Annotated in this window: 17 protein-coding genes; 8 read left to right on the top strand and 9 right to left on the bottom strand. The window is 61.2% G+C overall.

Annotated features, from left to right (window positions below; translation table 11 throughout):
- Positions 1-60: 60 nt before the first annotated feature.
- A complete protein-coding gene (locus QN219_RS02670; protein WP_173510462.1) occupies positions 61-531 on the bottom strand; it encodes an Lrp/AsnC family transcriptional regulator in 471 nt (156 codons plus the stop codon).
- Positions 532-675: 144 nt separating this feature from the next.
- Here QN219_RS02670 and QN219_RS02665 point away from each other — a divergent pair, with 144 nt between their 5' ends.
- Positions 676-1,584 (top strand): DMT family transporter, encoded by a 909-nt coding sequence (locus QN219_RS02665; RefSeq protein ID WP_283997733.1) that lies wholly within the window; start codon positions 676-678, stop codon positions 1,582-1,584.
- 46 nt (positions 1,585-1,630) lie between these two features.
- Here QN219_RS02665 and QN219_RS02660 read toward each other — a convergent pair whose 3' ends face one another.
- From QN219_RS02660 to QN219_RS02650, 3 genes are all read right to left on the bottom strand, one after another.
- Entirely contained in the window at positions 1,631-2,518 is an 888-nt protein-coding gene (locus QN219_RS02660) for a proline/glycine betaine ABC transporter permease (RefSeq protein WP_283997731.1), read from the bottom strand.
- A gap of 195 nt (positions 2,519-2,713) precedes the next feature.
- A complete protein-coding gene (locus tag QN219_RS02655) occupies positions 2,714-3,712 on the bottom strand; it encodes an ABC transporter substrate-binding protein (RefSeq protein ID WP_283997729.1) in 999 nt (332 codons plus the stop codon).
- Positions 3,713-4,161: 449 nt separating this feature from the next.
- Complete coding sequence (locus QN219_RS02650; protein ID WP_283997728.1) at positions 4,162-5,826, bottom strand: electron transfer flavoprotein-ubiquinone oxidoreductase; 1,665 nt, start codon at positions 5,824-5,826, stop codon at positions 4,162-4,164.
- A 325-nt stretch (positions 5,827-6,151) separates the two neighbouring features.
- Between QN219_RS02650 and QN219_RS02645 the strand changes: the two genes are divergently transcribed.
- From QN219_RS02645 to QN219_RS02625, 5 genes are all read left to right on the top strand, one after another.
- Positions 6,152-7,456, top strand: a complete 1,305-nt coding sequence (locus tag QN219_RS02645; RefSeq protein ID WP_283997727.1) for an Hsp70 family protein — start codon at positions 6,152-6,154, stop codon at positions 7,454-7,456.
- Between the two features lie 40 nt (positions 7,457-7,496).
- Positions 7,497-8,381 (top strand): uracil-DNA glycosylase, encoded by an 885-nt coding sequence (locus QN219_RS02640; protein ID WP_283998255.1) that lies wholly within the window; start codon positions 7,497-7,499, stop codon positions 8,379-8,381.
- A gap of 142 nt (positions 8,382-8,523) precedes the next feature.
- A complete protein-coding gene (locus QN219_RS02635; protein WP_283997725.1) occupies positions 8,524-8,700 on the top strand; it encodes a hypothetical protein in 177 nt (58 codons plus the stop codon).
- A 149-nt stretch (positions 8,701-8,849) separates the two neighbouring features.
- Positions 8,850-9,005, top strand: coding sequence for a hypothetical protein (locus QN219_RS02630; protein ID WP_283997724.1), 156 nt, complete (start codon positions 8,850-8,852; stop codon positions 9,003-9,005).
- Positions 9,006-9,191: 186 nt separating this feature from the next.
- Positions 9,192-10,484 (top strand): MFS transporter, encoded by a 1,293-nt coding sequence (locus tag QN219_RS02625; protein ID WP_283997723.1) that lies wholly within the window; start codon positions 9,192-9,194, stop codon positions 10,482-10,484.
- A gap of 18 nt (positions 10,485-10,502) precedes the next feature.
- Here QN219_RS02625 and QN219_RS02620 read toward each other — a convergent pair whose 3' ends face one another.
- Entirely contained in the window at positions 10,503-11,441 is a 939-nt protein-coding gene (locus QN219_RS02620) for a DMT family transporter (RefSeq protein ID WP_283997721.1), read from the bottom strand.
- 421 nt (positions 11,442-11,862) lie between these two features.
- On the opposite strand from QN219_RS02620, the gene pepN reads away from it, so the two are divergent.
- A complete protein-coding gene (gene pepN / locus QN219_RS02615; RefSeq protein WP_283997719.1) occupies positions 11,863-14,511 on the top strand; it encodes an aminopeptidase N in 2,649 nt (882 codons plus the stop codon).
- 454 nt (positions 14,512-14,965) lie between these two features.
- Positions 14,966-17,299, top strand: coding sequence for an ATP-binding protein (locus QN219_RS02610; RefSeq protein ID WP_283997718.1), 2,334 nt, complete (start codon positions 14,966-14,968; stop codon positions 17,297-17,299).
- A gap of 55 nt (positions 17,300-17,354) precedes the next feature.
- On the opposite strand, the gene QN219_RS02605 is transcribed toward QN219_RS02610, so the two are convergent.
- The 4 genes from QN219_RS02605 to QN219_RS02590 all read right to left on the bottom strand — a co-directional run bounded on the left by QN219_RS02605 (position 17,355) and on the right by QN219_RS02590 (position 24,348).
- Positions 17,355-20,312: a bifunctional [glutamine synthetase] adenylyltransferase/[glutamine synthetase]-adenylyl-L-tyrosine phosphorylase gene (locus tag QN219_RS02605; protein WP_283997717.1), complete on the bottom strand. Its 2,958-nt coding sequence runs from the start codon at positions 20,310-20,312 to the stop codon at positions 17,355-17,357.
- A gap of 26 nt (positions 20,313-20,338) precedes the next feature.
- On the bottom strand, positions 20,339-21,745 hold the full coding sequence (locus QN219_RS02600) for a HAMP domain-containing sensor histidine kinase (protein WP_283997715.1): 1,407 nt from the start codon (positions 21,743-21,745) through the stop codon (positions 20,339-20,341).
- Complete coding sequence (locus tag QN219_RS02595; protein WP_173510476.1) at positions 21,742-22,440, bottom strand: response regulator transcription factor; 699 nt, start codon at positions 22,438-22,440, stop codon at positions 21,742-21,744. The genes QN219_RS02600 and QN219_RS02595 overlap by 4 nt, the downstream gene beginning before the upstream one ends.
- Positions 22,441-22,785: 345 nt before the next feature.
- On the bottom strand, positions 22,786-24,348 hold the full coding sequence (locus QN219_RS02590; RefSeq protein ID WP_283997714.1) for a Do family serine endopeptidase: 1,563 nt from the start codon (positions 24,346-24,348) through the stop codon (positions 22,786-22,788).
- Positions 24,349-24,390 lie beyond the last annotated feature (42 nt).

Genomic DNA, 24,390 nt, shown 5'->3' with positions numbered 1-24,390 from the left:
GACGTTTCGAAAGGGGCGCGCAGCCTTCCCGCGGCAGTGAGTGCCGCGGGAAATCCTTCGCTACAACGACGGCAGCTTCAGCGGACCGCCCGTCTTGATGGAGCGGATAGCGAAATTCGATCGGATATCTGTCACGCCCGGCAATGCCAGCAAGGTTTCAGTCAAGAGCTTCTCATAGGCCGAGAGATCCTCGACCACGACCTCCGCCAGGAAATCGGCATTGCCGGAAATCAGAAAGCACGAGACCACCTCGGGAATGGCGAGCAGCGATTCCTGCTGGCGGCGTGCGTTCTCCTGGCTGTGATGGCCAACCTTGATCTCGACGAAAACCGTAAGGCCAAGGCCGACCTCCTTGCGATCGATGTCGGCGCGATAACCGCGCAGGACACCGGATTTTTCGAGATTGCGAATGCGCCTCAGACAGGGTGACGGCGACAGGTTGACCCGTTCCGCAATCTCGACATTGGTCGCTCGCGCATCCTCCTGGAGAATCTTCAGGATGGCGATGTCGAATTTATCCAGTTTTGGCATACTCATGAACACAATGACGGTGGATTGGCAGATTGTTGCCGATCATACGGGTTGTGAGGCACAGATAGCAAGGACATACCCCCGCACTCGGCGCTAGTTTTTTCCCGATCCTCTTTCGCAAACCCTTCGGGAAGGAACATGAAAATGGTTGCGCTCACTCTCGATCGCGGCTCCGCCGCACCCGCCGCCGGCTATGCCGGCGCATTCATCACCGTGATGATTTGGGCGACCTGGATTCTGGCCACGCGGCACACCGCCGCGACGGCAATCGGGACGATCGACCTCGGGCTCATTCGCTACGGAATACCGGCGCTTGTACTCGCCCCGGTCTGGCTGAAGACGGGGCTCTTGCCCAAAGCGTTGCCGCTTTCCCTTCTCGTTCTGATGGTCGCGGGTTCGGGCGCCGTGTTTTTCCAGGTGGCCGCCTTCGCCATCCACGCAACGCCTGCTTCATCCGTCGGCATTCTGCTCGGCGGCTCGATGCCGCTCGCCGCGGCGTTGATCGGCATCTTGTTTTTCCAGGAACGCCCCGACCGCATGCGCATAATCGGCTTTTCTGCGATCGTCGTCGGCGTCGCAATCCTGCTTGGCCGCAGTCTCGGCGGATCGGATCCATCCGCCTGGACGGGCTATGTGCTGCTGCCCGCCGCCGCGACGCTTTGGGCAATCTATACCCACGCGTTCCGGCGCTCGGGTCTTAGCGCCGTCGAAGGCAGCGCCCTGATTGCCGTCTGGTCGTTTCTGATCCATCTCGCCTTGGCATCGGTCTTCGGCAGCACGCTTACGCACGTTCCGCTCGGCGAGATCGGCCTCCAGGTCTTGAGTCAGGGGATTCTTTCGGGCCTCGCGGCAACTGTTGCCTATGGCTTTGCGGTCCGTCGTCTGGGCGGCACGCAAGCGGCCGCCTTCACCGCCTTGACGCCCGTGCTTGCCATGTTCGGCGGTGCAGCATTGCTTGGCGAATCGATCGGTTCGTTCGAGGCCGTGGCCGCGGTCATCACCTCGGGTGGCGTTGCACTCTCGACCGGCATTCTCTCCCATAGGCAGGCTTGAGATTGCATAGAACGGCCCGGAAGTTTTGGGTCCGGGCCGTTCTCTGTCAGCCGTGAACGATCTCGCGATGTCTCTGCAGGCGATGGCCATAGGCCTGGCTGACGCGATCGAAGATGATTGCGATGCCGACAATAGCGAGACCGTTGAAGATACCGAGCGTGAAATACTGGTTTGCGATCGCCTTCAACACCGGCTGGCCCAGCCCTTGAACGCCGATCATCGAGGCAATCACGACCATGGCGAGCGCCATCATGATCGTCTGATTGATTCCGGCCATGATCGTCGGCAAGGCAAGCGGCATCTGTACGTTCTTGAGCTTCTGCCAGCTCGACGAACCGAAGGCGTCCGCCGCCTCAAGCACATCCTTGTCGACAAGCCTTATACCGAGATTGGTAAGACGGATCATCGGCGGGATGGCGTAAATGACGACGGCTATCAGGCCCGGAACCTTGCCGATGCCGAGCAGCATAACCACGGGGATGAGATAGACGAAGCTTGGCATCGTCTGCATGACGTCAAGCACCGGATTGACGATGTTCTGAAAGCGATCCGAGCGCGACATTATGATGCCGATCGGTATGCCGACCGCAATCGACAGGACGGTACAGACGAAGATCATCGAGATCGTCTTCATCGTGTCGTCCCACATGTCGAAATAGCCGATGGCAAGAAGCGTGCCCACGCAACCGGCCACGATCTTCCAATTGCGGCTGGCGAGCCAGGCGATCAGCGCGACCAGGATCAGGATGATCGGCCAGGGCGTTCGCGTCATGAAACGCTCGGCATAGATCAGGAAGAACTGCAGCGGATCGAAAAAGGACTCGATGGCATCGCCATAGGTGCGCGTGAATGCGCGGAAGCCTTCATCGATCACCTTCTTCAGTTCCCGAAGGCTATCGTCATTCATAGTCGGAAATTTGGTCAGCCATTCCATCTTCATTCCCCTTCGCAACCGTTAGGGCGGCACATCGTTATTTTTCTTGGGCGCCGCCGACCTTACGCACAATGCGCTGTAACCAATGAGGCCGCACGATCTTATTCTCAAACCGACATGCGGTGAACGAAATCATGCGCATCCTGAAACGAAAAACGGCGCGCCTTGCGCGCGCCGTTCGTTCAAGGGAGTCGATCAGAGGGCAGCCTTGACCTTCTCGGCAACTTCCGGAGAAACCCACTTGGTCCAGATGTCCGGGTTCTCCTCGAGGAAATGCTTCGCGCCTTCTTCGCCGCTCGCCTGGTTGTCCGTCATCCAGGCCATCAGCTTGTTGACGGTATCGTTCGGCCAGGCGCGGGTCTTGAGATAGTCCATTGCCGGGCCAGCGCGATCGGCGAAGGCCTTGGTCACCAGCGTCTGGACCTTGTCCTTCGGCCAATCGTTCTTCTTCGGATCCGGGCAATCGGCAACCGTGTTGCAGCGCTTCCACTCGGCCGGATCCGCCGGAACGCCATGGTCGAGCTTGACCATTTCATATTTGCCGAGAAGCGCCGTCGGTGCCCAGTAATAGCCGACCCAACCTTCCTTGCGTTCGTAAGCCTTGGCAATCGAGCCATCGAGACCCGCTGCGGAGCCCGGGTCGACCAGCGTGAAACCGGCAGCCTCGGCGCCATACGCCTTGTAAAGCTGTGTCGTCACCACGGTGCCGCCCCAGCCTTGTGGGCCGTTGAAAACTGCGCCCTTGCTCGGATCCTCGGGATCGGGGAAGAGCTCCTTGTGCTTCAGGACATCGTCAATCGTCTTGATGTCCGGATGAGCGTCGACGATGTATTTGGGGATCCACCAGCCTTGGACGCCGCCATCGGAAAGCGCAACCGCCGCGCCGACGAGCTTACCTTCCTGAAGGCCACGATTGACGACATCCGGCAGCAGGTCGACCCAGCCTTCGGGCGCAACATCCGGCTCACCCTTCTCGATCATCGAGGTAATCGTCGGCACCGTGTCACCGACCACGAGATCGGCGCTGCAGCCATAGCCCTCGGTCAGGATGAACTTGTCCACGTTCGCCAGCACTTCGGCGCTCTGCCAGTTCATATTGGCGATCGTCACGTCGCCGCATTCTGCCGCCGACGCCGCGCTGCCAAGACCGAGAAGGCCGGCAGCAAGACATGTCGTTGCAAGGAATTTTTTCATTTTCAGTTCCCTCTGTTTGGCGGTGTACCCAGGGCGAACTGCCAACCTCACCGCAACGGCCGGCAGCGAACGGAACAAGGCCCCTGCCCCAATCCGAGAGGATTGGAAGCAACAGCTTACGACGGCCGTCAATGCCTATTCGGATCGACGCCCCCATCATTGCTACTCAGTCTTTCCGGCAAACGCTTTTCCATTTGCGTCAGCCAGTGCGCTGACTCACTTCCCGGACACACAAAAAATTGATGGGTTTCGAGCCCCGGCAACCGCAATCGTGCCGCCTCTATCAAAAGGCAAGAATCAACTGCGGAGGCGACGTCGGCCTGGACGTCTCAGCGCCAGGCCATCTGAACCGGCGAATGCCGGCGCTACCGGCCGGCGCTATCTCACATGTCGAAAGACTGGCTGCCGGTCTTGCCCGACGGGGTTTCGCGCGGCTCGCCTCTCGAACGTTACATGTTCGGATAGACCGGGCCTTCGCCGCCCTGCGGCGGCACCCAGTTGATGTTCTGGTTCGGGTCCTTGATGTCGCATGTCTTGCAGTGGACGCAGTTCTGGGCGTTGATGACGAAGGTCGGCTGGCCGTCCTTCTCCACCCATTCGTAGACGGCGGCCGGACAGTAGCGCGCCGACGGGCCGGCAAAGACGTCGTATTCCGAGCGCTTCTGCAGTTCGGGGTCCTTGACCTGAAGATGGATCGGCTGGTCCTCCTCGTGATTGGTGTTCGACAGGAACACCGAGGAGAGGCGATCGAAGGTCAAGACGCCGTCCGGCTTCGGATAGTCGATATTCCGGTGCCGGGCGGCCGGCTCCAGCGATTGCGCATCGCTCTTGCCATGTTTCAACGTGCCGAAGAAGGAGACGCCGAGCAGCTGGTTGGTCCACATGTCGAGGCCGCCGAGCGCGACGCCGATCGCGGTGCCGAACTTCGACCACAGCGGCTTGACGTTCCGCACCCGCTTCAGGTCCTGGCCGATGGCGCTGTCGCGCCAGCCGCGTTCGATCTCGACAGGCTCGTCATTGGCGCGGCCGATGGCGATCGCCTCGGCGAGTTTCTCCGCCGCCAGTATGCCCGACAGCACCGCATTGTGGCTGCCCTTGATGCGCGGCACGTTGACGAAGCCGGCCGAACAGCCGATCAGCGCGCCGCCGGGGAAGGAGAGCTTCGGCACCGACTGGTAGCCGCCCTCGGTGATGGCGCGGGCGCCGTAGGAGAGGCGTTTGCCGCCCTCGAAGGTGCCGCGGATCGCCGGATGGGTCTTGAAGCGCTGGAACTCCTCGAACGGATGCAGATAGGGGTTCTTGTAATTGAGGTGGACGACGAAGCCGACGGCGACGAGGTTGTCCTCGAGGTGATAGAGGAAGGAGCCGCCGCCGGTCTTCATGTCGAGCGGCCAGCCGAAGGAGTGCTGCACCAGGCCGGGTTTATGGTTTTCCGGCTTGACCTCCCAGAGTTCTTTCAAGCCGATGCCGAATTTCGGCACGTCGCGGCCTTCGTCGAGCCTGTATTTGGCGATCAGCTGCTTGGCCAGCGAGCCGCGCACGCCCTCGCCGATCAGCGTGTATTTGCCAAGCAGCGCCATGCCGCGGGCAAAGTTCGGGCCCGGCGCGCCGGAGCGTTCGATGCCCATGTCGCCGGTGGCAACTCCGATCACCGCGCCCTCGTCGTTGTAGAGCACCTCGGTTGCGGCAAAGCCCGGATAGATCTCGACGCCAAGCGCCTCCGCATGCGTCGCCAGCCAGCGACAGACATTGCCGAGCGAGACGACATAGTTGCCATGATTGTTCATCAGCGGCGGCATCAGAAAATTCGGCAGGCGGACCGAGCCGGCGGGACCGAGGAACAGGAAATGATCGTCGGTGACCTCGGTCTTGAACGGATGATCTGGCTCGTCGCGCCAGCCGGGCAGCAGCCGGTCGATACCAACAGGATCGACGACCGCGCCGGAAAGGATATGCGCGCCGACCTCGGCGCCCTTTTCCAGCACCACGACCGAGAGCTCCGGATTGACCTGCTTCAGCCGGATCGCCGCGGCTAGCCCGGCCGGACCGGCGCCGACGATCACCACGTCGAATTCCATGCTCTCGCGTTCCGGCAGTTCCTGTCGCTCGGTCATTCTTTTGCTCTCCAGTCTCGCCGGTCTTGCGCCGGTTCTCTGTTCCCAGCCAAATCATCCCGTCATGGCAAATGCGGTCAGGATTGTCGAGCCGAGATGCGACAGACTATCTCCGCATTTGCGCATAACTTCATGAGTTTACCACACGTGCCTTATATTACTTGTACGTAAACGTAAACATGCGGCGCAATTCCGGTGATCGATACAGCTTGCTTTTATGACCTCCGCATGCGAGGAGGCCCGCCCTTCCCTGAGAGTGACGCAATTCCGGACGGATAACCGTTGCACCCATCTTCCTGGAATTGGTTTAAATACGGAGAACGTCATGGCATCGGCCCTCGGCCTCGATTTCGGCACGACCAATTCCGTGCTGGCACTTTCACAGGACGCCTCGACACGCTCCGTCGTCGTCGACAGTCCGGCGGGCAGATCCGACACCACGCGAACGGCACTTTCGTTCCTCAAGGGCGCAGACCGCGGACGCTTACAAATCGAAGCGGGACAGGCGGCAATCCGCGAGTTCATCGACAACCCCGGCGAATGCCGATTCCTCCAGTCGATAAAGACGTTCGCAGCGAGTTCGCTCTTCCAAGGGACGATGGTCTTCGCCAAACGGCACGACTTCGAAGACCTCATGTACGCGTTCCTCGCGCGGTTGAGGGATTATGCGGGCAGCGACTGGAGCAGCGACTGGAGCGGCGAGTTGAAGCGCATCGTCGTCGGGCGCCCGGTGCAGTTTGCCGGCGCCAATCCCGACGAAAAACTGGCTCTCGAGCGTTACAATCGTGCCCTCGCACGCTTCGACTTTCCGGAAATCCACTATGTCTACGAACCGGTCGCGGCTGCCTTCTATTTTGCGCGAACCCTCGACAGGGATGCGACGGTGCTGGTAGCCGATTTCGGCGGCGGAACGACCGACTACTCGATCATCCGCTTCGAGAGCGAGGGCGGGCGGCTGACGGCAACGCCGGTCGGGCATGGCGGCGTCGGTATCGCCGGCGATCATTTCGACTTCCGCATCATCGACAATATCGTCTCGCCGCTCATCGGAAAGGGGAGTCTGTTCAAAAGCTTCGACAAGCTGCTTGAAGTGCCGTCGAGCTACTATGCCAATTTCGGCCGCTGGAACCAGCTCTCGATCTTCAAGACGCTGAAGGACTTTTCCGAACTCAAGAAGCTTGTCCGGGCGAGCCTTGAACCGGAAAAGCTCGAGGCCTTTGTGGACCTGATCGAACATGATGAGGGCTATCCGCTCTACCAGGCGGTTTCAGCCACCAAAATGCGGTTGTCGCAGGAGGAGGAAACAGAGTTCTTCTTTGCGCCGCTCGGCGAGCGGGCGCGTAGGACGGTTCGGCGCACCGACTTCGAGACCTGGATCGCGCCCGATCTTTCCCGCATCGAACAGGCGCTCGGCGACGTACTTCAAAAAACGGCGACAGCACCGGCAGCGATCGACAAGGTATTCCTGACCGGCGGCACGTCCTTCGTACCGGCGGTAAGACGGATATTCGACAACCGCTTCGACCGGTCAAAGATCGAAAGCGGCGGCGAACTCCTCTCGATCGCGCACGGGCTTGCGTTGATCGGCGAACGGCAGGACATTGAGACCTGGACGGCAGAAGCTGCCTGATGCCGCTGGACCGCTTCCGCCGATCTGCTACATTCGCGCCATGATCCCGGCCAACGACCTTTCCCCTTCGGAGCTTGCCGCCCTTCTCGCCTTCCATGCGGACGCGGGCGTCGAATGGTTGCTGGAAGACGAAGCCGTCGACCGGTTCGCCGAATTCGAGGCGATGAAGGCGAGGCGCGCGGAGGCGCGTGGCGCACCTCAACTCGCTCCGACAGGCACCGGGCAAAAACAAAGTGCAGGACCACAACCAGCGACACCCACTCAGTCCCGCAATGCTGCACCGGCCGCGCCGGCAGCCTCCCCTCCGCCTGTCGCAGTCCCCGACGAGCAGGCCGTCAAGGAGGCCAGGTTCGCCGCGGAATCCGCGCGCTCGCTGCCCGAACTGCGGACGGCTGTTGAGTCCTTCAATTACTGCAACCTGAAGAACAGCGCCCGCAATCTCGTCTTCGCCGAAGGCAACCCCGCTTCCGGCATCATGATCGTCGGACCGATGCCCTATCCGGACGACGACCGGGATGGCCAACCATTCGCCGGCAAGCTCGGCGAAATGCTCGAGCTCATGCTTTCCGGGATCGGTCTCGCGAAGCAAGATGTGCTGCTGACAAATGTCGTACCGTGGCGGCCGCCCGGGAATCGCGTGCCGACCGCGCGGGAGGCAGACATCTGCCGCCCCTTCATCGAGCGGCAGATTGCGCTTGCGGAACCCAGGCAGTTGTTGCTTCTCGGGAACTTCACCGCTCGCTTCTTCTTCGGCGGCGGCGATACGATCCATCAGTTGCGGGGGGAATGGCGCGAAGTTTCCGCCGGTGGCCACCGCGTCCCGTCGCTGGCTACGCTGCATCCCCAGGATCTCGTGACGGCGCCAGTCAACAAGCGGTTTGCCTGGCAGGATCTGCTGGCCTTCAGGGCCAGATTGAGCGGCTAAGCAGACTCAGCGCTCAATTCATGAACAGATCGTGAAAAAAGCCATGCGAATTGCGCATGCCAGCGCCGCATTTTAATGCATTGCAAAATCGATGCTGCATCGCAATATGAGCGAACGGGAGGAATGGAAAAGGAAATGAACCATGACTGCCCGCTTTCGTCCGATCCACAGCAGCTTTGAGACGCTCCGCCATGCCGGCGCGGCGCTGCGGACGCCGTTCAATAATTTCGGCACGGCAGCCAACGAGCAGATGACCGCAATCGGCCTTTCCCGCACCACGCGCCCGGCACAAATCTTCGCCGAATTCATCCAGCGCTGATGGCTGCGCGGGAGCACACTACAGCGCCGCGCGTCTTATCGGACGCGCAGAGGTCGCCGTAGCACTTTGCTGCGTGTTTCATCCTTGAATCGGCTACGCTTCAAAGAAAACAAGCAGCCCCGCCATAATGTTCGGAAAGGTATAAGATCATGTCCACGCCGCTCGACAGCATTCGGGGCCTGCTCGACACGATCTCCGATATCGGCACCGCCGTGCGCGCCTCGCGCGAATACAGCCGTCTGAGCACGATCAAAGATCCACGGCGTGCTCACAGGGTCGCCGTCAGCCCGCTGCTGCCGAACTAATCCGGCTTTCTGCGCCTTTTCGCCAAAGACTGTCGCAATCGACAGCGTCCAGAAATTTCGATAGAGCCACTCTCATTCCGATCCGCGGAGTGAGCTGACGAGGACTCGATCTACTGCTCCTTCCCCGTATCCCGGACGAGTCTCCGCCAAGGCTGAAGACGACACCGGCAACGTCCAGGAGCGCCGATGCTGGCCAGCCTCTCTTCCGTTTTCAGCCTTATGCTGTCCACCTTGCTGATGATGGTGGCCTTCGGGCTGCAAAGCTATGTCATTCCCGTGCGCTCCGTGGCAGAAAGCTGGTCCACCCTCACTGTTTCGATCTTTGCCACCGGCTATACGCTCGGCTTCACGCTCTCCTGCATCGTCACACCGAAATTCGTGCTGCGCGTCGGACATGTCCGCGTCTTTACCGCGCTGATCACGCTGCTCTCCATTGCCATCCTGATGTGCGGGCTTTTCGTCGACTGGCGCGCCTGGATCTTCTTCCGGGCGATCTCCGGCTTTGCCATTTCCGGAAGCTATCTCGTCATCGAGAGTTGGCTCAACGAGCGTGTGACGAACGAAAACCGCGGCCTGCTCTTCTCGCTCTACCTCATCACGACCATGGTCGGCACCATCGGCGGCCAATACCTGGTGCCCCTCGGCGACCCGACCAACACCTCGCTGTTTATTCTCTGCGGCGTGCTGTTTTCGCTGGCGCTGCTGCCGACCGCACTTTCCTCCTCACCCATGCCGGCGCCGCCGGCGCAAGCGACGTTCAACATTCCAGGTCTATTCCGCCGCTCGCCGGTCGCCGTCGTCGGTGGCGTTCTCGCCGGCGCGCTTTCCGGTGCCTGGCTTAATCTTGGCGGCGTTTTCACCCAGAGGATCGGGCTTTCTACGGCGGAGGGCGCGACCCTCCTTGCATCACTGCTCGCCGGAAGCGCGATCATGCAGATACCGATCGGCCGCGCTTCGGACCGAATGGACCGCCGCGTCGTCATGGTCGCCTGCGGCATTGTCGGCGTCATCTCCTGCCTCGCCATGTCGGTTTCGATCGGCAGCAGCCCGGCGATGCTCTATCTCATGGCCGCCTGCATCGGCAGCGTGCTCTTCCCGATCTATGCGCTCAATGTCGCGCATGCCAACGATCTCGCCCGCCCGAACGAATATGTCGAGATCTCGTCGGGCCTGATGATCACCTACGGCATCGGCACCATCGTTGGACCGCTAATGGTCGGTCCCGTGATGGACCGCTTCGGTCCTGCAGCGTTGTTCATCGTCCTTGCCGTCTACTTCGCGCTCTACGGTGGCTACGCGGCCTGGCGCATTCTGAGGCGCGAGCAACACCAGGGGCTCGTCGCCAAGACCGATTTCCAGGCGACCACCGTTATGCCGACGCCCGGTCCAGACGTGACGAGCCCGATCGCCCAGCAGGCAGATGCCGATGCGCTCATCAGCGACGATACCGTTCCTTTGTGGGAGAGGCGCCCGGAATAAGGGTCTGGCGAGCGATCGTCAGCCTTGCGGCGTCACATGCTTGCGGGCGCCTCTGCGCTCCAATCCCAACTGGTGCTCGCGAAAGATGATGAAGATGCCCGCGCTGACAACGATCGCCGTGCCCGCCAACATGGTTTCCGTCGGTATATCGCCGAAGAAAAAATAGCCGATGGCAATGCCCAGCACGATCGATGTGTACTCGAACGGGGCGATCGTCGACATGTCGGCATGACGGTAGCTCTGCGTCAGCAGGATCTGCGCGACGCCTCCGCAGAAGCCAGCGACCATCAGCAGCAGGAAAGACGCCCAGGACATTGCTGCCCAGCCGAAGGGCAACGTCGCAAGCGAAAACACCGAGGCCGAGAGGGAGAAATAAAGCACGATCGTGTGCGTTCGCTCGGTCTTTACCAGTTTGCGCACGAGCACCATCGCGATCGCCCCAAGCGTCGCAGAAAGTAATACGCCGACCGCACCAAGCGCCTCGGATGAGCCGAATTCTCCATTGCGCAGCAGCGTCAGCCGCGGCCAGGTGATGATCAGCACGCCCATGAGCCCGATCACGACCGCGGACCACCGGTAAAGCCGCACGGTCTCCCGGAGAAAGACGGCTGCGAAGATCACAGCGAGCAGCGGCATGGCGTAGCCGATCGCAATCGCCTCCGGCAGCGGCAGATGAACGAGCCCGTAGAACCCGCAACTCATCGAGAGAATGCCGACGAAGCCGCGCGCTAAATGTCCGGTGATGTCCTTGGTTCTGAACGCATCGCGCAACTGGCCGCGAAGCGCCAAGAAGCCCAGGATGGGCACCATCGCAAAGGCGGAACGGTAGAAGGTGATTTGGCCGGTGGCGATGTCGCTGCCCGCAGCCTTGATGCAAGTGGACATACAAACGAAGATGACGACCGAAAGAACCTTGAGCAGGATTCCCTTCATCGGGCTTAGGATGTCCGCATCCATCGAACGCACTTTTCAAACGCTGCCGGCCAATGCAGGAAGGATGTCAGCCGAGAAAGACGCGGCGGAAAAGCCGCAGGAAGGTCGCGCTTACTCTAGCGGCGCCGTATCGGAATAAGGATCAAATTTCTTGATGGAAAGCATTTTTTCTTGATGCATTCGCTATCGAATCCGCAGCATGCCGAGATTTTTAGCAAGCGCGAAAAAATCCTTGCCGATTTAGTTCTTGTTAGTGACGCTTCTGTAAATCACTGATCGATAGGGGAGCGGGAAGAATACCGGAAGCAAGGTCTTTTCCGCCGGAGTGCGGCCACCGGCATCACAATCATGTGGCAAGGCTTTGCTTTTCGCCCCTTGGGCTTTTCACCATCACAGGCGCCCTCTACAAATCGAATGTACAAGGAAGGCGCAAGCGAGACTGATCATGCGGACAAATACTGGCCAGACCATTCGTCTGGAAGACTACCGGCCGACCGAGTTCGTCCTTGAGAGAGTGGACCTGACTTTCGAGCTCGACCCCAAGGAAACGAAGGTCGAAGCGCGCCTCATTTTCCACCGGCGCGAAGGGGTAAGCCCGGCGGCGCCTCTGGTCCTGGACGGCGACGAACTGCGCATGACCGGCCTGCTGCTCGACCAGGTGGACATACCGCCAGCGCTCTACGAGGCCACCGACGATACGCTGACGATCCGCGGTCTCCCGGAAACGGCCCCCTTCGAGATCACGGTAACGACTTTGCTCTCGCCTGAGACCAACACCAAGCTGATGGGCCTCTACCGCACCAACAACGTCTATTGCACCCAGTGCGAGGCGGAGGGGTTCCGCCGCATCACTTACTTCCCGGACCGCCCGGATGTGCTTGCCGTTTATACGGTCAACATCATCGCCGACAAGGCAACATCACCGCTTCTGCTGTCGAACGGCAACTATCTCGGCGGCGCGGAAATAGGCGACGGTCGTCATTTTGCTGCCTGGTACGATCCACACCCGAAGCCGAGCTATCTTTTCGCGCTGGTCGCCGGCGACCTCGGTGTCGTGGAAGACACGTTCACGACCGTCTCGGGCCGCACTGTCGCGCTCAGGATCTATGTCGAGCATGGCAAGGAAGCCCGCGCTTCCTACGCCATGGACGCGCTCAAGCGCTCGATGAAGTGGGATGAGGAGGTTTTCGGCCGCGAATACGATCTCGACATCTTCATGATCGTCGCGGTCTCCGACTTCAACATGGGCGCCATGGAGAACAAGGGACTCAACGTCTTCAACGACAAGTACGTACTCGCGGACCCGGAGACAGCAACGGACGCGGACTACGCCAACATCGAAGCGATCATCGCGCACGAGTATTTCCATAACTGGACGGGCAACCGCATCACCTGCCGCGACTGGTTCCAGCTCTGCCTCAAGGAAGGTCTGACCGTCTACCGTGACCACGAATTTTCCGCGGACATGCGTTCCCGCGCCGTCAAGCGCATCGCCGAGGTGCGCCACCTGAAGTCGGAGCAATTCCCCGAGGATGCCGGTCCGCTCGCCCATCCGGTACGCCCGACGACGTATCGTGAAATCAACAACTTCTATACCACGACCGTCTATGAGAAGGGCTCCGAGGTGACGCGGATGATCGCCACCATCCTCGGGCGCGATCTGTTCAAGAAGGGGATGGACGTCTACTTCGACCGCCATGACGGCCAAGCGGTGACGATCGAGGATTTCATCGCCTGCTTCGAGGACGCCAGTGGACGCGACCTCACGCAATTCTCGCTCTGGTATCATCAGGCGGGGACACCGCTGGTCACCGCTTCGGGTTCCTACGATGCGGAAAAGCAGACCTTTTCGCTTTCGCTGGAGCAGACCGTGCCTCCCACTCCGGGGCAGAGCACCAAGGAGCCGATGCATATTCCGCTGCGGCTCGGGCTCTTGCTGGAGGATGGCAACGAAGCGAAAGCTGCAAAGGTTTCCGGCGCCGACATCACGGACGATGTCGTCCACCTGACCGAACGCAGGCAGACAGTTGTCTTCTCCGGCATTCCTTCCCGCCCCGTCCCGTCCTTGAACCGCGGTTTTTCGGCGCCGATCAACCTCCACATGGAACAAAGCGCAGAGGACCGCGCGCTGATCGCGCGCCACGAGATCGACCTTTTCGCCCGCTGGCAGGCACTGAATGCCATCGCGCTCGACAATCTGGTTGCGGCAACGGCGCAGGCACGCAGCGGTCAACCGGTCACCTGCGACGGCGCTCTCCTGGATGGTCTGATTGCCGCGGCCGCGGATGATCGGCTGGAACCGGCGTTCCGCTCGCAGGCGCTCGCGCTGCCGAGCGAATCCGATATCGCCCGGGAAATCGGCAGCAACAACGATCCGGATGCCATTCACGCCGGCCGTCAGCAGATCCTCGCCAGTGTCGCCGCAGCCGGGCGGGATACGTTTATCCGACTGACGGACGAAATGGCGTCGCCCGGCCCATTCAGCCCGGATGCCACCAGTGCCGGTCGGCGGGCGCTGCGCAACAGCGCCCTTACCTTCCTCGTCTATGGTGACAAGGGACCGGAGAAGGCGGCGGAGGCGTTCCGTGGCGCCAACAACATGACCGACCTCAGCGTCGCGCTGACGTTGCTTGCGCATCGCTTCCCGGACACGAAGGAAACGACCGAAGCACTCACCAGCTTCAAGCAACGCTTTGCGGACAACGCCCTCGTCATCGACAAATGGTTCGCAATCCAGGCGACGATTCCCGGCCCCGAGACCCTCGATCGCGTCAAGACGCTGATGTCCGACCCGCTTTTCAACGGAAATAATCCGAACCGTGTGCGCTCGCTCGTCGGAACCTTCGCCTTCTCCAACCCCACGGGGTTCAATCGGGCCGACGGTGAAGGCTATCGCTTCCTCGCCCGGCAAATTCTCGACATCGATCCGCGCAATCCGCAGCTCGCGGCGCGCATTCTGACCTCGATGCGTTCATGGCGCTCGCTGGAAAATGTCCGGGCCGATCATGCCCGCAACGCGCTGAACGAGATCGCCGGCGCATCAAACCTTTCCGCGGACGTTAGCGATATCGTCGACCGCATGCTGAAGGCCTGACAGGCCTCCCGCCATCGCGAATCGCTGCGGCTTCGGCTCGAATCACGCCAAGGCCGCAGTGAACGATTCCAATAATTGAAGCGCATCTCGCTTGGAGGGGCCGTCGCACCTACGGCGCCGCGCGTCTTCTCAGACGCACAAAAGGTCGATGTAGCACTTTGAATTGCTGCATGTTTTTGTCCTTAAACCGGCTCCGATTTAAGGACACATGAAGGCGCCATCCGGCCTATGATTTCCCAACGATGAGAATTGGTTAAGAAATCTTTACCGTCCCCTCTGGACAAGGCGAATCGCCCTGTGATTCATTGAGTCAGATTCGGGCGAGCGGCGCACCGAATCACTGAGACAACCATTCTCCAGCCGAATGTTGGAGCGGCTCATGTCTCAGATTTAGACGATCAGGCGTCTTCGGCACATTCATTGCGAATGCGAGGCGCTTTCGAGGATGACAAGATTGGGAAAGATGGCGGACGCGCGACGGGGAAGCGCAGCCGACGGGCGGTTGCGACTCAAGTTTCCGGGCCTTTCCAGCCTGGAGCGGGAGTTCATCGAGCAGGCAAAGCTGTTTGCCGAGCCCGCATCTCAGCGGCTCGCGAGCGCCGAACCTATTCTCAAGCGCTCCATTCCCGTCCTGATCATTGCTTTCCTTGTCATCGTGGCCATTTCCCGCATGTCGGGCATCATGGGCGAGCATGCCCGTATGGAGGGCAGTTCCCGCCAGGCCGTCAGTCTCGCAGCGGCCGCGGCCGCTGCAGCCTTCCAAGCCGACGGCGCGACGGTGTTCGACGGCGGTCTGCGGTGGGAAGCCGAACAGCGGCTTGGCGAATATCTTCCGGCAGGCACTCTCGACAGTGGCATGTTTCTGCTGACGGTTCGCAAGGACGGCCGGATATTCGCAAGCACGGCGGACGGCGTTCACTTCATCGGGCGCACGCTGGCCTCGATCGCTCCGGACCTCGCGACGCTGCAGTATTACGGGGAAGGATCAAGCGTGGTGAAGACGCCGGTCGGCGACGTCGATCATCTTGTCGCCTTGGTGCAGCTCCCGGACGCCGCCGGCGTCATTCTGGCGGCGAGGCCGATTGCACAGCTCGAAACGGCCTGGCGCGACGACGTCTCGCTCAACGTCACCCTGTTTGCAGGCATATCGGCCATACTGCTCGTCGTCCTCTATGCCTACTACATTCAGGCAAAGCGAGCGCGCGATGCTGACGCTGTTTTCGCGGAGTCGAACCTGCGTGTCGAAACGGCGCTCTCGCGCGGTCGCTGCGGCCTGTGGGATTTCGATCTCGCCAACCGGCGCCTGTTCTGGTCGCGGTCGATGTACGAAATGCTGGGGATGCCGGGGGACAGCAGTGTGCTGTCCTTCGGCGATGCCGCGCGGCTGATGCATCCGGAGGACCGGGGCATTTACAGCGTGGCGCGAGCGATCGCCCGGGACAACGCACGCCAGATCGACCAGGTATTCCGCATGCGCCATGCCGACGGCCATTACGTATGGCTCCGCGCGCGCGCGCAAGTCATTCGCACAGTCTCCGGCCGTACGCACCTGATCGGCATCGCCATGGATGTCACCGAGCAACACCGGCTTGCGCAGCGCTATGCGGAAGCGGACCAGCGTCTCGCCGACGCCATCGAGTGTACGTCGGAGGCTTTCGTGCTCTGGGACAAGCACGACCGCCTGGTCATGTGCAACACCCACTACCAGCAGGCCTATCAATTGCCGGACCATGTGCTCGTGCCCGGCACGGAGCGGACAGTTGTGCACGCCGCGGCGGCACGGCCGGTCGTCGAGCGCCGGGTCGCCGATCCGGATCGCAGCAACCATTCGCAGACGAGCGAAGTGCAACTCGCCGACGAGCGATGGCTCCAGATCAACGAGCGCCGCACCCGCGATGGCGGTCTGGTTTCGGTCGGCACCGACATCACGCTGCTCAAGCGCCACCAGGTGCGCCTGCGCGAATCCGAGCGTCGGCTCATGGCGACGATCGGCGACCTTTCGGCATCACGCATCACGCTGGAGCAGCAGAAAGCCGAACTGTCCGTCGCCAATTCCAACTATCAGGCGGAGAAGGAGCGCGCAGAAGCCGCAAACCGCGCCAAGTCCGAGTTTCTGGCGAACATGTCGCACGAACTGCGCACGCCGCTGAACGCTATCCTCGGGTTTTCGGAGATCCTGCAGAACCAGATGTTCGGTCCGCTCGGGTCCGAGAAATACCACGAGTATTCGCGCGATATCCATGAAAGCGGCAAACATCTGCTCAACGTCATCAACGACATTCTCGACATGTCGAAGATCGAAGCCGGGCACATGCGCATCACGCGGGAGAAGATCGACCTCGCGCCGCTGATCGAAGAGACGCTCCGCTTCACCACCATTCCAGCCGAGCAGAAGAATATCCGCGTCGTCCAGCAGATTTCCTCGGGTCTCACCATGGTCGCCGATCGCCGCGCGATGAAGCAGGTGCTGCTGAACCTCCTGTCGAACGCGGTCAAATTCACCAATGAAGGAGGCCGCATCTCGCTCAGGGCGCGCAAGGTCACCGGGGCCGTGACCCTGACGATCGCCGATTCGGGTATAGGCATCCCGAAGGACGCGCTGCAGAAGATCGGCCAGCCATTCGAGCAGGTGCAGAGCCAATATGCCAAAAGCAAGGGCGGTTCTGGTCTCGGTCTCGCAATTTCGCGCTCGCTGACGCGCCTTCACGGCGGCACGATGAAGATCCACTCCACCGAAAATGTCGGCACGATCATATCCGTCCGCATCCCCGACCGCGTCGGCGGCTAAGCAACCCTCCGGGAAATTGCCCAGGCCTCAATCGCGCGACCGCCGACCTCGCAGGTCACTCGGTAACAATGGCTTGGAAGATCCCGCGGACCGCCTTGGAGAGGCTTCGAATATCCGCCTCGAGATGCTTTAGATCCGGGTAGTCCCCCGCCCCGCAAACGAGATCGACCAGGCCAGCGGGAGCATCTTTCGGATCGAAGTCCCCGTCGATGCACAGGCGCACGATCTGCGAGACTTCGGTAAAAAGCGTCAGCGCGTCGACGGCCACGTCCAGATCGTTGGCATTCATCATGGACGCGCCCAGGCTCTTCAACGCCTCAAGGGTATGCGTTCCTGCCGGTGGCGGCGTCACTCCCTTTGCCGGAGCAATCAGGGCAAGATATTGCGCGATGAACTCGATATCGACCAGACCGCCGGGGATGAGCTTGAAATCCCAGATGGCGTTCGGCGGCTTCTCCTTGTCGATCAGGTCGCGCATCTCCTCGACGTCCTTGCGGACCTTCTCGATTTTGCGCTTCTCAGAAAGGACCTCTCGGAAAATCGCTTCCGCCTCGCCGATCAGACTTTCATCACCGCAGATGCATCGCGCGCGTGTGAGCGCCAGATGTTCCCAGGTCCACGCTTCCGCGCGCTGATATTTGGCAAAGGCGGTGATGCGCGTCGCGACGGGCCCCTTGTTGCCGGACGGTCGCAGTCGCATGTCGACATCGTAGAGAATACCTTCGGCAGTCGGCGCCGAGAGCGCCGCGATCAGCCGCTGCGTGACCCGGGTGAAATAGCGCACGGGGTCTAACGGCTTGGGGCCATCGGACTGCGCCGCGTCGTCATCGTAGTCATAGAGCAAGATGAGATCGACATCGGAGCCCGCCGTCAGTTCGTGGCTGCCGAGCTTGCCCATGCCAACGATAGCGACTCGACCGCCCGGAAAGCGTCCATGCGCCGAGCGAACTTCCTCCAGCACCGCGTCGAGCGCCGCAGCGATGATGAGGTCAGCAAGATCGGTGAAGGCGCGCCCCGCCTGGATGCCGGAAATGGCGCCGGTCAAAAGCCTAATGCCGATCAGAAAACGCTGTTCGGCAGCGATGATACGCAGCCGGTCCAACACGTCCTCGTAATGACGGCCACCGGCAACGAAATTTGCGATCCTCGGTGCCAGATATTCCCGTGTCGGCAGTTCTGCGAGCAGGCCCGGGTCCAGCATGCCGTCGAAAACATGGGGTCTGGCGGCGATGATGTCCGCCAGCCGCGGCGCCGATGACATGATGTTGACGATCAGCGACAGGAGTCTCGGATTGTTGCCAAGCAACGAGAAGAGCTGGATGCCGGCGGGCAGTCCCGAGATGAAATGGTCAAAGCGAAGCAGCGCTTCGTCCGCGCGACGGCTCTCGCCGAATACCCGCAACAGTTCTGGCGTCAGCTCGGTCAGACGCTCGCGCGCCTCAACCGACTGCGTCGCTCGATAGCGCCCGTAGTGCCAGGTGCGAATTGTCCGGGCTATATCGGACGGGCGTTGAAAGCCAAGCTTCTTCAAGGTCTCGAGCGTGTCGGGATCGTCCCGTTGTCCGGTGAAGACCAGATTTCCGGTCTCGGTCGAGAGCTTTGCTTCCTGCTCGAAAAGCTGCGCATAGCGCCGCTCGACCGTGCGCAGCACGCGGGAAAGCTCCGCAGAAAAGGAGGTGGTCTCCTCGAAGCCGAGCATGTAGGCGATCCGCTTAAGCTCTGCCTCCGCCTCCGGCAGGACGTGCGTCTGTTCATCGCGCACCATCTGGATCCGGTGCTCGACGTCGCGCAGGAACCAGTAGGCATCGATAAGCTCGTCGGCGGTCGACTGATCGATCCATCCTGCCTTCACGAGCGCGCGCAACATCGGCTCCGTTGCGCGCAGCCTAAGCTCTGGCATGCGACCGCCGGCGATCAGTTGCTGCGTCTGGACGAAAAACTCGATCTCGCGGATGCCGCCGCGACCGAGCTTGATATTGTGTCCCTTCACGGCGATTTCGCCATGTCCCTTGTGCGCGTGGATCTGCCGTTTGATCGAATGAATGTCGGCGATTGCCGCGTAGTCGAGGTACTTGCGGAAAACGAAGGGCGTCAGCTCCTTCAGGAAACGCTCGCCAGCCTCCAGGTCGCCAGCCACCGGCCGCGCCTTGATGAAGGCGGCGCGCTCCCAGTTCTGTCCCCTGCTCTCGTAATAGAGCATCGCTGCCTCGATCGGGATCGCAAGCGGAGTCGAACCCGGATCGGGGCGCAGACGCAGGTCCGTGCGAAAGACATAACCGTCGCCGGTCCGTTCCTGCAGGATACGGATCAGACGCCTGAGCAGACGCGCGAAAACATCGGACGCGTCGTCGCGGTCGATGATGATGCCGGACTGCGGATCGTAGAAGATGACGAGGTCGATGTCGGAGGAATAGTTGAGTTCGCAAGCACCGAGTTTGCCCATCCCGAGAGCGACGACCCCGGAACCGATGCTCGGCGCCGACGGATCCTTCAACCTGAGCTTGCCGCCTTCATGCGCGCCAAGGAGCAGGTGATCGACCGCGGCCGCGACCGCGGCAGCGGCGAAATCGCTCAGCCAAAGCGTCGTTTCCCGGCCGTCGAAGAGCCGGGATAGATCCGCCAAGGCGACGGCAAAGGCAATTTCCCTTTTTGCCTTTCGCAGCCTGGACATCACCTCCGCGTCGGGCAGTGCGGCCGCTTCCAACTTGGGCCGCCATGCGGACCGGGCCGCCTCGATCCGGCGCTTGAGAAACTCGCACAAAGGCGTGGTGAGCAGATTCTCGAGGATTGCTGGATTGCTGCCTGTCGTATCCCTCAGAAATGGCGAGAGCGCGAGGGCCGAGACGACAAAGTCCTTGGTCGGTGTGCTCGAGGCCAGCAGATCCGCGATGCGAGCGTGCCCTTTGGCCACGTCCTTCAAAACGGACAGAGCGGCCTTCGCATCCGCCTGGCTCGTCGGACGGATTGAAACCACCTCGATATCCGACAGACGCCGCTCATCTGCTTTCAGCATCGACACTTCCTCCCAATCTCGGTCTATCAGGTCGCACGAGCCGGGAAAACCATGCGGACAGTCAGTCCCTTGCCATCTTTGTGGTCCGGTTCGGTCGCAGTAAGCGTGAGCGATCCGCGATGCATCTCCATCACTGCCTCGACAAGGGACAGGCCGAGGCCCGTCCCCGGTTTCGAGCGGCTTTCATCCAGGCGGACAAAACGCTTCAGCACCTCGCGGTACATGTCTTCCGGGATGCCGGGCCCATGATCGGCGACGGTCACCACCGCCTCGTTTCCGCTCTTCGTCATTGCCACCCGGATCAACGGATTGGTCGATCCCTCGGCATATTTGATCGCATTGTCCATCAGGTTTCCGAGTGCCTGGCCGATCAGTTCGCGATTTCCAGAGATCACGACGCCCGGGAGGATATCCGCCTCGACCTTCAATGCCTTGTCCTCGGCCGCCGGTTCGTAAAGCTCGACGCAATCGGCAACGATCCGGGACAGATCGACGTCGCTCATTTCGGCGGCGGCGGAACCCGCCTCGACACGGGAAATCATCAGCAGTGCATTGAACGTGCGGATCAACTGATCCGACTCGGCAATGATTTCCTCCAGAGCGCCCGTTTGGCTTCCGTCCTCCTTGCCGGAGAGTGCCGCTTCGGCCTTGTTGCGCAGACGCGTCAACGGCGTCTTCAGGTCGTGGGCGATGTTGTCGGAAACCTGTCTCAGCCCCTCGTCGAGCTTCTCGATCCGCCCGAGCATCGCGTTGAGCGATTCCGAAAGCCGGTCGAATTCGTCTCCCGACCCGCTCGTCGGTAGCCGCTGCGAAAGGTCGCCCGCCATGATCTTCGTGCTGGCCTCGGACATGCGATCGATGCGCTTCAAGGCGTTGCGACCGATGACGAACCATATGATGAGCGCGCCGAGCCCCATCACCCCAAGCGCGACCACCAACGCCTGGCGCACGAGCATACGGAACTTTTCCGGTTCCTGGAGGTCGTGACCGACGAGAATCCTCAAGCCATTGTCGAGCAGCAGAACCTGGGCGAGCGCCACGTGAGTTTCCTCGCGGCTTTCGTCGGTGAAACGACGGTAGCGGAACGGCTCAGATTTCCAGCCTTCGTCGTCAAGCAGGCCCGGCTGTAGGCCGGCGACGTTGCCCGCGAGGATTTCCCCGCTCGGACCGGCGATGACATAGAGATTGGCACCCGGCTGACGCGCCCGCCGTTCGAGCGAGCGAAGCAGGCCGCTCATGCCGGCGCGCTCGTAGACGGCTTCGATCTGGCTCACTTCGGTCGTAATGGCGGCGCGCGTCTGCTGCTGCAGCAGGCGTTCAGACATGCCTGTCACGTAAAAGACGAGAAAGATCGCACAGAGGGAAAAGAGAACAAGATAAAGTGCGGAGAGCCGGACCGCTGTCGTCCTTAACAGAACCCTGAGCTTGCTCATGTCTCGGTCCGGTCGTCCTTGATCATGTAGCCGGCACCACGCACCGTCCGTAGCAACGGCGTGTCGAAGTCCTTTTCGATTTTCGAGCGCAGGCGCGAGACATGCACGTCAATGACGTTGGTTTGCGGGTCGAAATGGTAATCCCACACGTTTTCAAGCAGCATCGTCCTGGTCACGACCTGACCCGCATTCTTCATGAGGTATTCGAGCAGTCGGAATTCGCGCGGTTGCAACGGGATTTCCTTGCCCTGCCGCCGAACCGAATGGGCGAGCCGGTCGAGTTCGAGGTCGCCGACGCGATAGACCATATCCTGTTCGGGCGCCCCCTTGCGGCGGCCGAGCACCTCGACACGCGCCAGAAGCTCGTTGAAGGCGTAGGGCTTTGGGAGATAGTCGTCGCCGCCGGCGCGCAGGCCAGTGACGCGATCGTCCACTTGGCCGAGCGCCGAGAGAATGAGCACGGGCGTATGGATATCACGGCGCCTCAATTCGCTGATCAACGACAAGCCGTCGCGGCGCGGCAGCATCCGATCAACCACGAGCACGTCATAAGCATTCTCGCTTGCCATGAACAGACCGCTTTCGCCATCGCTGGCATGGTCGGAAACGATGCCGGCCTCGCGAAACGCCTTTGCCAGATAGGCAGCGGCCTCAAGGTCATCTTCAACGATCAGAATCTTCATGCGCGTGACCATAGTCCCGGATCCCTGTCTGTCTCAACCGGTTTCAGTTCCAGAACCTAAAGCGCCGGGCGTCCGATCCGACGCGCAACAATTGCTGCAGTGCTTTGAATTGCTGCATGATTTTGTCCATACGTCGGATTCGAGGAATCATGCAGCAGCACCGTAACACCATCGCCTTGGTCCGGAACGACAGGCGCCGCGAAATCACTTGAATGTCGCGGCGCCTTCGGATCATGGTGATTTTAGGCTGTGCCGATCAAATCACCGTCTCAATCGGAATGAATCGAAGCGGACGCCCCATGGAAACCGCGTCCCACTTTCCGGTCGTCCCGCTTCAATCTTTCAATGGCCGCGGCCTCAGCCCTGGTCGATCGGAAGCGCGACGAACCGGCTGCCTTCCTGGGTCTCGATCTGGAACAGCGCCTTGGTCCGCCCATCCTTCTTGGCGTTGTTGATCACCTTGAGGATGTCGTCCGCCGACTTCACGTCCTGATTGTTGACCGAGACGATCTTCTCACCTTCCTTGAGGCCACGGTCGCCAGCGTCCGAATCCGGATCAACCGAAGCGATCGTCACGCCCGTGCCGTCCTCGGAAGGCGTCACCGTCACACCGAGAGCGGCAAGCGCTTCATCGCTTGCGGTCGGTCCCTGCTGCTCGGACTGCTCGTCCTTCGGCTGCGTGGCGTCGCTGGTGTCGCTCGGCAGGTTGCCGATTTCGAGCTTGACGCTTTGCGACTTGCCATCGCGCCACAAAGTCAGCTCGGCAGAAGAGCCCGGACGCAGCGCCGCAACCTTGCGGGCCAGATCGCGCGGATCCTTGATCGGCTCGCCGTTCAGTGCCGTCACCACATCGCCCTTCTTGATCCCGGCCTTTTCTCCCGGAGAACCGGCCTGCGGTTCTACGACCAGAGCGCCACTTGCCTCGGAAAGGCCAAGGGAATCAGCGATATCCTTGTTTACCGGCTGGATCTGTACGCCCAGCCAACCGCGTGAGACGGTGCCGTCCCTCATGAGATCGTCGACGACGTCCTTGGCAACCGATGCGGGGATCGCGAAGGCGATGCCGACATTGCCGCCTGCCGGGGCCAGGATCGCGGTGTTGATGCCGACGACCTCACCCGAAAGATTGAACGTCGGACCACCGGAGTTGCCGCGGTTCACGGCTGCATCGACCTGCAGGTAGTCGTCATAGGGACCCGAGCCGATGTCGCGGCCGCGAGCCGAGACGATGCCGGCCGTCACCGTTCCACCGAGGCCGAAGGGGTTACCGACGGCGACGACCCAATCGCCTACACGCACCCTGCTGTCGTCCGCAAAGGTCACATAGGTGAACTTCCGCTGGTCGTCGACCTTGAGCACCGCGAGATCGGTGCGGCTGTCCTTACCGACCAGCTTGGCATCGAGCTCCGTGCCGTCATTCAGGATGACCGTGAAGGCGGAGCCATCGGAAACGACGTGGTTGTTCGTGACGAGATAGCCATCTTCGGTGATGAAGAAGCCGGAGCCTTGGGCGCGCGGACGGAGGCGACCCTCGGCGCGCGGACCGCGACGACGGTCTGCACGGTCATCGCCGCCATCGCCACGCGGGCCGCCGAATTCACGGAAGAATCGCTTCAGCGGATGATCGTCGGGCAGATCCTCGAAGCCGCGACCGCCGAAGTCGAAGCTGAAGTTGCCGGCCTCGTCGTCGGAAGTGTTCGCGCGCGACTGGACGCGCACGGAAACGACCGCCGGCGAAACCGCATCGACGACGTTAGCGAAGCTCGGGACCGCTGGAGCTTCCGTCTTCACAGCTTCGGCGAAGGTCTGCGAAATCTCAGCCGGCAGACCGCTGGTCAGCAGGACCGCCGCGAGACCGGCGACCGTGGAGGTCTTCAGGACCGTCTTCAGGGATGGACGCAGAGTTTTGATCTTGGACATTCGTTTTGCCTTCTCTCTACCATGAAGCCCCGCCAATCGGCG

Source organism: Sinorhizobium sp. 8-89, assembly GCF_030124325.1.
In the GTDB taxonomy this organism is placed as follows: domain Bacteria; phylum Pseudomonadota; class Alphaproteobacteria; order Rhizobiales; family Rhizobiaceae; genus Sinorhizobium.
This window is presented reverse-complemented; position numbering and strand designations above follow the sequence as displayed.